At 70.7% G+C, this 13,063-nt stretch carries 8 protein-coding genes; 2 read left to right on the forward strand and 6 right to left on the reverse strand.

All coding sequences use genetic code 11. The annotated features are described in order from the left end of the window. The first annotated feature begins 18 nt into the window (after positions 1 to 18). Both HNQ61_RS03025 and HNQ61_RS03030 read left to right on the forward strand, forming a co-directional pair. Positions 19 to 1,635 carry a TldD/PmbA family protein gene (locus HNQ61_RS03025; protein WP_170031632.1) on the forward strand — a complete coding sequence of 539 codons (1,617 nt, stop codon included), beginning with the start codon at positions 19 to 21 and terminating at the stop codon, positions 1,633 to 1,635. A gap of 2 nt (positions 1,636 to 1,637) precedes the next feature. Further along, positions 1,638 to 2,987 (forward strand): TldD/PmbA family protein, encoded by a 1,350-nt coding sequence (locus tag HNQ61_RS03030; protein WP_205761155.1) that lies wholly within the window; start codon positions 1,638 to 1,640, stop codon positions 2,985 to 2,987. A gap of 754 nt (positions 2,988 to 3,741) precedes the next feature. Here the strand turns inward: HNQ61_RS03030 and HNQ61_RS03035 are convergent. From HNQ61_RS03035 to HNQ61_RS03060, 6 genes are all read right to left on the reverse strand, one after another. Further along, the gene (locus tag HNQ61_RS03035) at positions 3,742 to 3,921 is read right to left on the reverse strand and encodes a hypothetical protein (protein WP_170031638.1); all 180 of its coding nucleotides are present in this window, start codon (positions 3,919 to 3,921) and stop codon (positions 3,742 to 3,744) included. Positions 3,922 to 4,093: 172 nt separating this feature from the next. Continuing rightward, positions 4,094 to 4,474, reverse strand: a complete 381-nt coding sequence (locus HNQ61_RS03040) for a hypothetical protein (RefSeq protein ID WP_170031642.1) — start codon at positions 4,472 to 4,474, stop codon at positions 4,094 to 4,096. A 117-nt stretch (positions 4,475 to 4,591) separates the two neighbouring features. Further along, positions 4,592 to 5,155 carry a hypothetical protein gene (locus tag HNQ61_RS03045; RefSeq protein ID WP_221239639.1) on the reverse strand — a complete coding sequence of 188 codons (564 nt, stop codon included), beginning with the start codon at positions 5,153 to 5,155 and terminating at the stop codon, positions 4,592 to 4,594. 679 nt (positions 5,156 to 5,834) lie between these two features. Then, positions 5,835 to 7,202, reverse strand: a complete 1,368-nt coding sequence (locus HNQ61_RS03050) for a sigma 54-interacting transcriptional regulator (RefSeq protein WP_170031646.1) — start codon at positions 7,200 to 7,202, stop codon at positions 5,835 to 5,837. A gap of 58 nt (positions 7,203 to 7,260) precedes the next feature. Beyond that, positions 7,261 to 8,985, reverse strand: a complete 1,725-nt coding sequence (locus HNQ61_RS03055) for an ATP-binding protein (protein WP_170031649.1) — start codon at positions 8,983 to 8,985, stop codon at positions 7,261 to 7,263. Between the two features lie 466 nt (positions 8,986 to 9,451). Further along, positions 9,452 to 13,015: a hypothetical protein gene (locus tag HNQ61_RS03060; RefSeq protein WP_170031652.1), complete on the reverse strand. Its 3,564-nt coding sequence runs from the start codon at positions 13,013 to 13,015 to the stop codon at positions 9,452 to 9,454. Positions 13,016 to 13,063 lie beyond the last annotated feature (48 nt).

Genomic DNA, 13,063 nt, shown 5'->3' on the forward strand with positions numbered 1-13,063 from the left:
CTCCATGACGGAGAACCCATGAAGCGCAGAGAGTTCCTCCTGCACAGCGCGGCCGCCGGTGCCGCGCTGAGCGCGGGATCGGCAATCCTGCCCAGGCTCGCGGCGGCGGCGGCCCCCCGCGCGCCGATGGACCCGGCGGTGAGCCGGGAGCTGGCCATGCGCGCCCTGGACGCCGCCCGCAGCGCCGGAGCCAGCTACGCCGACTTCCGCATGTCCGGCGAGCGCTCGCAGGCGCTGGGTACGCGCGAGCGGCAGATCACCTTCTTCAACGACGCCGACAGCTTCGGCTTTGGCGTGCGCGTGCTTGCCAACGGCGCGTGGGGCTTCGCCGCCAGCCGCGAGACGACCCCCGACGAGGTGGTGCGCGTGGCCCGCCAGGCCGTGGCGCAGGCGCAGGCCAACGCCGCCGCCCGCCAGCGCCCGGTGGAGCTCGCCCCCACGGAGGCGTTCCCCGACGCCAAGTGGACGTCGCCCATCCAGACCGACCCCTTCAGCGTCCCCATCGAAGAAAAGGTCGACCTGCTGCTGCGGGCCAACGCCGAGGCCCTCAAGGTCAACGGCGCCCGCTTCGTCAACTCGGTGATGTTCTTCCTGAAGCTGGACAAGACCTTTGCGTCCACCGAGGGTTCGTACATCGAGCAGACGCTGTACCGGTCGTTTCCGCAGATGAGCATTACCGCGGTCAAGGAAGACTTCAGCGACTTCCAGACCCGCGACAGCAGCGACGTGGCGCCCCGCGGCCTGGGGTACGAGCACGTGCGCGACGCCAATCTGCCGGGCAACGCCGGGCGCTGGGCCGAGGAGGCCGTGCGCAAGCTGTCCGCCAAGGCCGTGGAGCCGGGCCGGTACGATCTGGTGCTGCTGCCGACGCACCTGTGGCTCACCATCCACGAGAGCATCGCGCACCCCACCGAGCTGGACCGCATCATGGGGTTCGAGGCCAACTACGCCGGCACTTCGTTCATCTACCCCATCACGGACTTCCTGGGCAAGTTCCGCTACGGGCAGAACTTCATGAACATCCAGGGCGAGCGCACCTCCCCGGGCGGCCTGTCCAGCATCGGCTGGGACGACGAGGGGGTAAAGCCCGACGAGTTCCTGATCATCAAGAACGGGGTGATCAACGACCTGCAGACCACCCGCGAGCAGGCCCCCTGGCTCAAGGACTGGTACGCGCAGAGCGGCAAGCCGGTGCGCAGCCACGGCAACAGCTACGCGCAGAGCTGGGACGCGGTGCAGTTCCAGCGCATGCCCAACGTGAACCTGATGCCGCACCCGGACCGCGACGTTTCGCTGGAAGAGCTGATTTCCGGGGTGGAGAACGGCATCATGATCGACGGCGACGGCTCGTTCAGCATCGACCAGCAGCGCTACAACGCCCAGTTCGGCGGCCAGGTGTACAAGGAAATCCGCAACGGGCGCATCGTGGGCGACCTCAAGGACGTCGCCTACCAGATGCGCACGCCGGAGTTCTGGAACAGCATGGACCTCATCGGCGGAGAGAGCACGTACTTCGTGGGCGGTTCCTTCTTTGACGGCAAGGGACAGCCGTCCCAGGTCAACGCGGTTTCGCACGGCTCGCCCGCGGCGCGATTCCGCGGAGTCAACGTCATCAACACCGGTCGGAGGGCATGAGCATGGCCGAACCCCGTTACCTGTCGCGCGCCGATTCCGAGGCGCTCGCGCAGAAGATTCTTTCGTACAGCACCGCCGACGAGGCGCGCGTCAACCTGAACAGCCAGACCACCGGCAACACGCGCTTCGCCATGAACCAGGTGAGCACGTCGGGCGATGCGTACGACTCGTCCATCACCGTGAGTAGCGCGTTCGGCAAGAAGGTGGCGTCGGCCACCACCAACCGCCTGGACGACGAAGGGCTGCGCGCGGTGGTGCAGACCTCCGAGCGGCTGGCCCGCCTGGTGCCGGAAGACCCGGAGTACCTGGGCGAGCTGGGCGCGCAGACGTACGTGCCGGTGGAGCCGTACTTTGACAGCACGGCCAACATGACGCCGGCGCAGCGCGCGCAGGCGGTGCGGCAGGTGGCCGAGCCGGCCGCGCGCCAGGGCATGCTGTCCACGGGCTTCCTGACGCACTACACGGGCTCGCAGGCGGTGGCCACCAAGCGCGGCCTGTTCGCCTACGCCCGCGGCACGGGCAGCAGCTTCACCACCACCGTGCGCACGCCGGACGGAACCGGCAGCGGCTGGGCCGGGGGCGGTGAGAACGACTGGTCCAAGATGAACATCGCCGAGCTGGGCGAGCGCGCCATCCGCAAGGCGGAGCTGTCGCGCAATCCCAAGGCGGTGGAGCCGGGCGAGTGGACGGTGATCCTGGAGCCGACGGCCGTGGCCAACCTGGTGAACCTGATGGTGTTCGGCATGCAGGCGCGCGGCGCCGACGAGGGCCGTTCGTTCTTCAGCAAGCAGGGCGGCGGCAACAAGATCGGTGAAAAGTTCCTGGATGAGCGGGTGAGCATCATCAGCGACCCGGCCGATCCGCGCACCGCCACCACGCCGTTCACGGGCGAGGGGCTGCCCAACAACCGCACCACGTGGGTGCAGAACGGCGTGCTCAAGAACCTGGTGTACGGCCGGTTCTGGGCGCAGAAGAACAACGTGCAGCCCACGGGCTTCCCGGGCGCGTACGCCATGTCCGGCGGCAACTCCAGCATCGAGGAGATGATCCGCAGCACGGAGCGCGGGCTGCTGGTGACGCGCCTGTGGTACATCCGCCCGGTGGACCCGCGCACGATCCTGTACACGGGCCTTACGCGCGACGGAACGTTCCTGATCGAGAACGGCCGCATCACCAGCTCGGTCAAGAACCTGCGCTGGAACGAGTCGCCCATTTTCCTGCTCAACAACATCGACATGATGAGCGAGCCGGTGCGGGTGACGTCGTCGGAGGACGGCGACGGCGGTTCGGTGCTGGTGCCCGCCATCAAGGCGCGCGACTTCACCTTTACCTCGCTCTCCGACGCGGTCTGATTTCGCACGGTGGGTCGCAGGTGAGGGTGGATGGATGACGGAAAGCGGGCGGGTCGCCGGGAGGCGGCCCGCCCGTTTTTTTCGGGCGATGACATTCGGCGCGGAGGGCGTAGTCCGGGGCGGCCCCCACCCGGGCTCGTACTACTCGCCCACCCTCCCCCAAAAAGACTGGGGGAGGGTTGTTGGCGGGCGGAGGGTTCGGCGCGGGGAGCGCAGACCGGCGCGTGAGCGGGTTGTGTTGAGCGAATGAATCCGCCGCTCCAACAGCGCAAAGCCCCGACACCGGCCGCTGGCGCGTCCGGTTCGGGGCTTCAACTGCGTTTAGGGCTGACGACAGGGCCGCCAATGCAGTCCGCGGAGGCGGACTTCGTGTTGTTCGAGGCGCGGTTTCAACCGCCGGGCGAGAGCAGCCGACGCGCACCGAACCATCCCTCCGCGCCGATCGGCTCCCCCTCTCCCGCGGAGCGGGTGGAGGGGGATGGGGGGAGGGGGCCCTCTCCGCACGCTCGGCACGCTCGGCACTAGGCGCAGCGCACGGCACTGGTGTGTGCTCCCTCTCCCACATCCGTTCGTGGGAGAGGGTCGTCGTGCGCAGCACGCGGGGTGAGGGCCCCAGCCCGCGGCCGCTCCCATGCCTGGTCTCCGCACCAGGATCCCCCCTCGACAATCCATCCTTCCGAAACGAAAGGAGGGCGAATGAGCGCCACTCAGCTCATTCGCCCTCCTCGCCTCAGGGGTGCCCCGCGGCCGGTTTTCAGGCCGCGCGCACGCCCGGCTTCCAGCGTCCGTACGGCAGCGACGGCGACGGGTTCACCTCGCCGCCCCACACGAATGCCACGCTGCGCGGAATGCGAAGAACCGGCAGCTCCGCCGCGGCGGCGCCGGGTATGTTTTCGGCCGGCGCGGAGCCGGACCGGGACTCGTTCTGTGCCATGGTACGTACCTCGGGATGGGTCACGCGCACAACCGTGCGCCGCGGGACCCGGGGGTGCAGGCGGCATGCCTGTGAAATGAGGAACCTAAGCTAGCGGATTGCAGTCACTTACGGAAGCGGGCGCCCCGTGGGGCGCCCGCTTGTGTGTCGTTGTGACTCCGGCCGTGCGTGTTCAACCGACACAGGCCAGGGCACCCGGACCTTCGCCGTACTCCGCCGCCGTGGCGGCCATGGGCGCCGTGCTCAGGGCAAAGCGCTCGGGGAGCGGAAAGGTGATCACCGACGGCGCGGGCTCCTCCGCCTGGTGGTGCGCGCACCACGCCCGGTACCCCGGCAGCTTCAGCATGCGGAAGATGCGGCGGTCCATGGCGTTGCAGAGCAGGATCTCCGTGAGCTGGTACTGCCCGTCCTTGTCCACGCGCAGCCCGGTCACCACCTCGTCGGCCAGCTGCAGCAGCTGCGAACGGGGAATGGTGTCCTTGAATTCTTCAATCTGCTCCTCCACCCAGTCCACATAGGCGCGGCGCAGCGAACGAGACGATGTGGATTTCATCGGATTTCTCTGACGCGCAAGAGCGGGATCAACTTGCTGGGCAATGCGTTTGAGCAGACGTGACGCGTAATGACATGCATCGAATGTTCGGCAAGTTAGGAAGCGGTGCGGGCCGGGTCAAGACTCACGTAAGCCGCGCCATTTCAGCACAGCGCGGCAGTCATCGCAGAAACCGGCCTCCTTGCGGTCTGTATCAGCAATGTCGAAGGAAGCGTACATGACGCACGACGGCCGTCCGCAGTGGTCCGCGCCGGCCACGTGGGCAAGCTCGTGCAGCGCTTCCGTCAGCAGGCGCCCGCGCAGAACGTCAGGATCTGCTCCCGATCCCTGGCGCAGCGGCTCCAGCCCGATGGCGGCGCAGCAGCCGCCCACCTCCGCCTCGCCAAAGACGAGACCCACCTCCGGCGCGCAAAGGGCGGCATCGGCTATTGCCAGCCGCCACTGCCGCCTGCGGCTCCTTCCCCTGGCGCCGCCGCTGGCGATGAGCGCATCCAGCAGGGCGGAGGACGCGTACATTCCGCCATCCTGTTGCCAATCCAGCAGCAGTGGCAGCGGGTCGCCGATGCACCATTGCAGGCCGGCGCGCGCCTCCAGATCCGCCCCAAGTGTGTGCAGCAGTTCCACATCCACCGCGCCCGCGGGGATCAGGTGCACGGGAGGCGGATTGCGGGTGCGCGCCACGGATTCAGGGCCGGAGGAATAGTGCAGATTCCGCAAAAATCGCGGAGGCCAGGATCAACGTTCCCCTGATGCAAACCGCAGTCCGCAAAGGCGAAAAGCGGCAAAAAACCGAAAGTTCCGTCCGTGGCGGGAACCGCGCGGCCGGGTACGCATCATGGACGGAAAGCCAGGCGCGCTGGGGCGACTGAAGTCGCGGCAACAACGGCGCGAAGTCCGCCTGCGCGGACTGTGGGGGACGCCCTTGTGTAGTCCGGCAAGCCCGGCGCGTCCGGCACGTCCGCGAGGTCAGGCGGGTCCGCGAGGCGTGGGGCGTCCGCGAGGTCAGGCGGATCCGCGAGGCGTGGCGCCTCCGCGAGGTCAGGCACGTCCACGAGGCGTGGCGCCTCCGCGAGGTGTGGCGGGTCCGCGAGGCCGGGCAGGGTCGGCAAGTTTCGCGCGGCCGCCCGTCCAGGAGCGAATGAATTCGCCGCTGGAAAAGCACGAAGTCCGCCTTCGCGGACTGCGACGGCGGACTTTCTCACGTGTCGAAACGCATCGGCGTGGCGGAAGCTCCCCCGCATCTGCCGCCACAGCCGCGCATCATCCCTCAGCAGAGCGCTTTCGCTGTTCTACTTTCGTACTCTCGTACCCTCGCACTTCCCTTCCCTCGCACCCCGCACCCCGCACTCACGCACTTCCCCTATCCTTCCATCCCGTACCGCTGCAGCTTCCGGTACAGCGTCGACGGGTCGATGCCCAGCACCTCGGCCGCGCGGGTCTTGTTGCCGCTCTCCGAAAACAGCACCCAGTGGATGTACGCCCGCTCCACGATCTCCAGCGTGGGGTTGGGCGGCAGGCTGGCCGACACCAGCGGCTGCGCGGTGCGCTGGGTAATGCGCGGCGGCAGGGTGGAAAGGGCGATCTCCTCCCCCCCCCCGGTCAGCACGGCGGCGCGCTCCAGCGCGTTCTCCAACTCGCGCACGTTGCCCGGCCAGTCGTACGTCTGCATGCTCGCCAGCGCGTCCGCGGCCACGCGCAGCGGCGGGCGGCCGCGGCTGTTGGTGAAGCGGCCGAGGAAGTAGTCGATCAGCAGCGGGATGTCGTCCTGGCGCTCGCGCAGGGGCGGCAGCTGCAGGGTGATGACGTTCAGACGGTAGAACAGGTCGCTGCGAAAGCTGCCGCGGCGGATCTCCTCGTCCAGGTCGCGGTTGGTGGCCGCCATGATCCGCACGTCGATCGGTATGGACTCCGTCGCGCCCACGGGGATGACCTCCCGCTCCTGCAGCGCGCGCAGCAGCTTCACCTGCAGCGCGGGCGACATCTCGCCCACCTCGTCCAGAAAGAAGCTGCCGCCCTTTGCCGCCACGAACATCCCCTGCTTGTCGCGCACGGCGCCGGTGAACGAGCCGCGCACGTGGCCGAACAGCTCGCTTTCCAGCAGGTTCTCGGGCAGGGCGCCGCAGTTGATGGAGACGAACGGGCCGTCGCCGCGCTGCGAAATGGTGTGGATGTGCTTGGCCAGCACCTCCTTGCCCGTCCCCGACTCGCCGGTGATGAGCACGGTGCTGTCGCTGGGCGCCACCGTGTCCGCCGTCTTGAGCACGTCCAGAAAGCTCTTGCTCCGCCCGATGGGGCGCGAGGTATCGCTGCGGTCGCGGCGGCGGATTTCCGTCTTGAGCGCCTGGTTTTCGCGCTTCAGCTGCCGGCTTTCCGCCGCGCGCCGCACGATGGCGATCAGTTCGTCGTTGGCGAAGGGCTTCTGGATGTAGTAGAAGGCGCCCTCGTTCACCGCGCGCATGGCCGTCTGCAGCGAGGCCTGCGCGGTCATCAGGATGACGGGAAGGGAGGGGTCCATCTCCTTGGCCGCCATCAGCAGCTCCAGCCCGCCCTTGCCCGGCATGCGCACGTCGCTCAGCACCACGTCGGGGCGCACGTCCGCGATGCGGTCGATCCCCGCCTGGCCCCCGACAGCCGTTTCCACCTGAAAGCCTTCGCGCTTCAACAGGATGCGCAGGGTGTCGAGAATGGCGGTTTCGTCGTCGACGATCAGGATTTTCGGCTCGCTCACGGCCCGACCTTCTGGATGAGTGATGATGATGCGCCGCGGCGGGGCGCCTTTCGCGTCGTCATGCGTCCGGATCGCGGGGACCCGCAGGGGTCGGGCCGTCGCTTTCCACCGGCTCCGCCTCCGGCTCGGTGGACGCGGAGCGCGACCCCGTCTGCGGAAGGTAGAGGACAAAGGTGGCGCCCCACCCGTCGCCCCGCGGCTGGTCGACGAACACCGCGCCGCCGTGCGCGTCCGCCGCGCGCTGAACCAGCGCCAGCCCCAGCCCGGAACCGCCCGGACGGAGGGAAAAGAAGGGATCGAACACATGGTCGCTTTCCCCCTCCGGCACCCCCGGCCCCGTGTCCGTCACCTGCAGGCGGATGACCGGCTCGCTTCCCCGCCCCGGGGAAAGCAGGTCTGATTCCAGCGCGTCCATCTCCACCAGCACCCGCCGGCCGGCGCCGGCCCACTGCACGCCGTTCAGCACCAGGTTCAGCACGGCGCGGTGCAGCAGGTCGCCATCTCCCGTGACGGCGGACTGGGCGGCATCCGGGGCCACCTGAACGATCACCTGCACGTCCGCGGCCTGCGGATGGGCGCGCACAACGTCCACCGCCTCGCGCACGATGCGGGGGGCGTCCAGCCGCACCGCCGCCCGCATGCGCACGCGGGCAAAGTCGATGAACTCCGTCAGCAGACGGCTGAGCCGGTCCGACTCGCGCACCACCAGCGTGCCCAGCACCTGCCGGTCTTCCGGATCGATGCCGTCCATCGCCAGCTGCTCGGTGGCGCTGCGGATGGAGGCCAGCGGGTTCTTGATCTCGTGCGCCAAGGACGCCGACAGCTCGGCCACCGCCTCCAGCCGCTCGGCGCGGCGGCGCAGTTCATCCATCCGCTTGCGCTCGGTGATGTCCTGAAAGATGGCGGTCACCGAGGGGCGCGCGCCTTCTTCCCGCTGGATCAGCGTGGTGCTGACGCCGAACACCATCCCCGCCGCCGTTTCTTCCGTCTCGAAGCGGCGGATGGGGGTGCGCGAGTTCATCGACCGCAGAATGACCTCGCCCAGCCCGGGCGCCACGGCATCCAGCTTTTCCAGAAACTCGCGCCCCAGCCAGTCGGAGGCGTGCACCTTGAGCAGGTCCGCCGCGGCCGGATTGATGAAGGCCAGCCGCCCGTCGCCGTTCACCGTCAGCAGCCCGGTGGCGATGCCGGCCAGGACGTCGTCCGTGTCCAGCCGCAGCAGGCGCAGCTCCGTTTCCACCTCGCCCAGCACCGCGCCCGTGCGCCGCAGCCGGTCTCCCAGGTACCCGGTGGCCAGGGCGACCACGGTGAAGAGCGCGAGTTGGAGAAGGACGCTTCCATCCACCGCGTGCGTGCTCCACACGATGTCGGCAAAGTACAGCAGGCTGACCAGGATGCCGATCAGTATCCCGCCCACGAACGGCAGCAGGATGGCCGCCGAAACGATGACCAGGACGAAGAGCGGGGCGAAGTCGCTTTCCTTGCCGCCGGTCAGATGCACCACGACGGCCACCATCAGCACGTCGAAGACGATCTGCCAGTACAGGTAGTTGCGCCCCGGAGCGCGGCCGAGCACGTGCGTCCACCAGAACGAGCCGACGGACACCGTTCCCGCGGCGATCAGCAGGAGCGTGGCGGCCAGGGTGGTGTTGGCCGGCGCGGCCTTCCACGAAAGCGCGGCGGCCAGGAAGATGGCGATTCCCAGGCAGACGCGCGCCAGGTACACCCACGACAGGATGCGGCGCGGCTCGGGGAGCCGCTCGGACGAAAAGCGCGGCTTCACCCGCACAGGGGGATGCGGGAACGGCGGGAATGCGGCGTGCCAGCGGTCACGGGAGCCCGGGTCGCGGGGAGCGGGAAACGGATGCGTGGATTGTGGACCCGGGCGGGCGGGAGGTCAAGAGAAGTGCGTGAGTGCTGGGTGCGTGAGTGCGTGAGTGCGAGGGACGGGAGTGCGAAAGTACGGAAGTACGGAAGTACGAAAGTGTGGAAGAGCGGGAGTGCGGAGTTCACCGGCGGCCCCCACCCGGGCCGGCACCACCGGCCCACCCTCCCCCAAAACAGACTGGGGGAGGGTGGGTCGGGCGCAGGGCTCCGCGAGCATGGGACAGTTCCGGGCGTGAGCGGATTCCGTTGAGCAGATCATCCGCCGGCCGCTCACCGTCCCATGCACGCGGACGGGCCAAGAGCGCTCCTGCTTGTCGTCGTCCGTTGCGTCTGCCGGGGAACGCGGCGGGGTGGCGCGCCGCTCAGCCGCCGACGGAGATGGGGGCGGCGAGCTGGTTCTGGGGGAGTACCTGCTGGTCGGGCTCGCGGATCGCCGCCGGAAGCCGCTGCCACTGCTCCTCGGTCAGAATCGCGCGGATCGCCTCCAGCTCGGCCGCGAGCGCGGCGCGGATGGCGCGGAGCAAGGACTGCACGTTGCGCTGGGCGGACTGCGGACTGCCGCGCCGCGACTCCAGCGCGTGCAGCGCCAGCGCCAGCGAGTCGGCCAGCGGCGCCAGCGTGCCGCCCAGCGAGTCCGCCCGCGTCACCAGCCGCTCGCGCTGCTCCACGGTCAACGCCAGCGCCCCCGCCGAATCCACCGACATCACCTGCGCGGCAAGGTTGGGGACGCGTTGTCCCAGCCCCTGGCGGATCTCGTCCAGCGAACGCCCCGCCCCCATCGACCGGTTCACCAGCCGCTGCAGCGACTGCACCGCGGGGTCGCTGCCCACTGTGATGCGCCCCTCCAGGGTGAGCGCGAACGGACGCCGCAGCCCCGCCGCGCGCCGCGTGCCAAAGGCGGAGTTCACCTCGTAGTCGAAGGCAGAAGCGGCCGGATCGAAGCCGCGCACCCGCAGCAGCACGGGATCCACCCGCGGCGGGTCGCCCCAGCCGCGTGCGTCGCCGCCGTGCAGCGCGCGGTCCACCACGCTCAGAAAGTTGGATGTGGACAGGATCAGCCGCCCGCGACGGGACACGCCGGAGCGCCAGAACTGCATCTCCGCCCGCAGGTCCAGGCTGGACGTCCACCCCGACCGGCAGCTGTTGTATCCCGCCACCCGCCCCAGCTGCGCGCGCAGGCACTCGCGCACCCGCTCCGGGGCGCGGTCCAGCAGCCGCGCCATCTCCTCGGCGACGGCCGGGTCCGCGGCGCGGGCGGGATCAAACACGAAGGCGGGATCGTTGGCGGTCCCGTCGCCATTCACGTCTCCCGCCACGCGCGGGGTGAAGGGCGCGCCGGACGCCATCTGGCCCAGCAGTCCCAGCCTCAACTGGCGTACGGGCGAGTAGATCAGGCGAAGCTGCACCGCGTGAAGGCGCTCCAGGTCGCCGGGGCCGCGGGTGAGCACGCCGGGGTCCACCGCGTACGCGCTCCCGCCCAGCAGCGAGGGCAGCGCGCCCGCCTCGCCCCGCGCGCGGGTGAACACGTACGAGCCCGACAGCCGCGGCATGCGCGCCCGCAGCGACGCGCCGGCGAACAGCGCGAAGTCCGCCCGCGCCTGCACCACCGACGAGCGCCCGTCCGACGCGATCTCCCGCACCGTTCCCCACTCAGGCAGCAGGCGGCCCGCGCCCGGCGCCACTCCGCCGGTGCCGGGATCGATGGCGTCCAGCGGCGCATACACCGGGCGCCCGCCCTCGTCCGCCAGGACGAAGTCCGCCGCGAGGTCCAGGTTGCGGTCGCGCGCCACGGGCTGGCGGGTGCCGCGCGCGTACAGGACGTCAAAGGTCAGGCGCGTCTGCAGCGGAAGGGGGATGCGCCCGCCCACGGAACCGCGCCAGCTGCGCGGCGCCGCCACCCCGCGGTCGAAATAGGTGAGCGTGGGGGTGCGCGCGCCGAACACCGGGTTGCTGCCGCGGCAGGTGGTGGGGATGGCCTCCGGCGCATCCGCGTACGCGGCCCAGTCGGGCGTGGGCGCCTCGGGGCCCACGCACACCAGCGACCGCTCGCCCCCGGCGCCGTCCTCCCCCGCCGCCTGCGCCACGGACTCCAGCGGCAGCACGCCGCGGAACTCCCCCGCCCCGCCGTACAGCTCCCATCCATCGCCAAAGTACGACCACCCCAGCCGCGGGCTCACCCCCGCCTCGGACGGAACGCGCCCGGGCCGCACGCCCGCTGGAAGCGTTTCCGGCGCGGGGACGCCGTCCGCCGCCGCGTACCATCGCGCCTCCGCCCGCGCGCCCACCGTCAGTCCCAGCCGGCCCCGGCGCCACACGTCCCCCGCGTACACGGCGGCGTGGGTGGATTGCGCGCGGCCGCCGGTCTCCCCGAGGGTGCGGAAAAAGCCGGACGGCGTCCGCGCACGGAAGTCGTCCAGCGTCTCGAAGGCAAAGGTGCCGAACGGGTTGGCGGAACCGGCGACCCGCGCGCGCTCGGCGGCGAACAGAAAGCCCGCGCGCGGCTCGTGGCCCCCGCCGGCCTCCACGGTGGCCGCGTCCGCCACTTCCAGCAGCGACGAGCGGGCGCGCGTCTCGCCCAGCACCCCGCCAAAAGCCAGCGTCGCGCTCCCGTCCGCGCCCGCGACGCCGACCGTGCCGCCCGGCCCGCCCGCGCCGGGGTACAGTCCGCGCCGCGCATCGCTCCACGACGCGGTGAACTCGTTTTCCACCCGTCCGGCCCGCGAGGCGAGGCGGGCAAAGATCCCTCCGCCCTCGTCCCGCGCTCGGCCGCCGCTGGAAAGCGCGGCCAGCGGCGACGCACCCAGCCCGCCGATGCGAAGCGTCCGCGCATCCGCCCGCACCATCAGCTCATGCGCGGGCGACAGGTCCGCGTCCAGGCGCAGAATTCCGCTCAGCGACTCGCTTTCCCCCGTCCCCGCGCCACCGCCGCCGAGCCCCGCGTCGCGCAGCAGGCCCAGGAAGCGCGCGGCGGAATCGGCGTTCACGCCCAGGCCGGCCAGCACGCCGGCGCCCGCGTTCTCCAGCCCCACGACCGGCGTGGCGCGCCGTGCGGCGCTGGCCGCAGCAAACCAGTACAGCCGGCCGGGAACGACCGGACCGCCGCCCCCCGCGTCCGCGTAGGCCAGCGACGTCCCCCGCGACAGGCCGTCCGCCGCGCGCCACTGCAGCCCCGGCGGGCTCCACCGGGTGCGGAACGCGGCGCCCGGCAGGTTGCTGCCGCTGAGCGTCGTGGCCGCCACCAGCCCGCCGCTGAACTGACCGCGCGCCGGATCGTAGGTGCTTCCCGTGATGGAGGTGGTGCCGACGGCTTCCTGCGGCAGGGTGGATGCCCCGAACCGCGCGCCGTCCAGCGTGGTGCGCGTCTGCGACGGGTCCTGCGCAAAGAAGGAAACTCCGCCGTCCGTCATCTGCACGCCCGGCTCCTGCCCGGCCAGCGCGGCCAGGTCCCCCGGATCCAGCGCGAAGTGGGTGTCCAGCCACGACTCCCGCGTTTCGTCGTTGCCTCCCGGCGCGCGGGGCGGCACGGCCTGGCGCTCCAGGCGGGGCTGGCGGACGGTGATGCCCTCCAGCGCCACGGCTTCGGCGGTGAGGCGGAGGTCGCGCCACACCACCCCGCCCGCCGCCTCGTCCCGCGAGATCACGGCGCTGAGAGCGAGATAGCCGAGCCGCTCCGCGCGCACGGTGACCGCGCCGTCCCCCGCGGGGATGGCGATGGAGTACCGCCCCTGCACGTCGCTGGTGGCGAACACCGTATCGCGCCCGGCCACCGCCCGCACCGTCGCGGCGACCACGGGGGCGCCCTCCCGCCGGTCCAGAACCCGCCCTGAAATCCGTCCCTGGGCGGCGCACGGCGCGGCGAGCGCGGCCGCGGCAAGCACGGCCAGCATCGTGAGGAGAAGCGCGGCGGGGCGGGCGTGAATCCACATCGGCGGGACGTGGGATGAGGGGGAGAAGACGGGCGGGGCGGGAAGGAG

The organism is Longimicrobium terrae (assembly GCF_014202995.1).
In the GTDB taxonomy this organism is placed as follows: domain Bacteria; phylum Gemmatimonadota; class Gemmatimonadetes; order Longimicrobiales; family Longimicrobiaceae; genus Longimicrobium; species Longimicrobium terrae.

What these genes read in the sequence shown, in the direction of transcription:
- HNQ61_RS03025 (WP_170031632.1), top strand. Translation starts at nt 19, where the DNA reads ATGAAGCGCAGAGAGTTCCTCCTGCACAGCGCGGCCGCCGGTGCCGCG.
- HNQ61_RS03030 (WP_205761155.1), top strand. Translation starts at nt 1,638, where the DNA reads ATGGCCGAACCCCGTTACCTGTCGCGCGCCGATTCCGAGGCGCTCGCG.
- HNQ61_RS03035 (WP_170031638.1), bottom strand. Translation starts at nt 3,921, where the DNA reads ATGGCACAGAACGAGTCCCGGTCCGGCTCCGCGCCGGCCGAAAACATA.
- HNQ61_RS03040 (WP_170031642.1), bottom strand. Translation starts at nt 4,474, where the DNA reads ATGAAATCCACATCGTCTCGTTCGCTGCGCCGCGCCTATGTGGACTGG.
- HNQ61_RS03060 (WP_170031652.1), bottom strand. Translation starts at nt 13,015, where the DNA reads ATGTGGATTCACGCCCGCCCCGCCGCGCTTCTCCTCACGATGCTGGCC.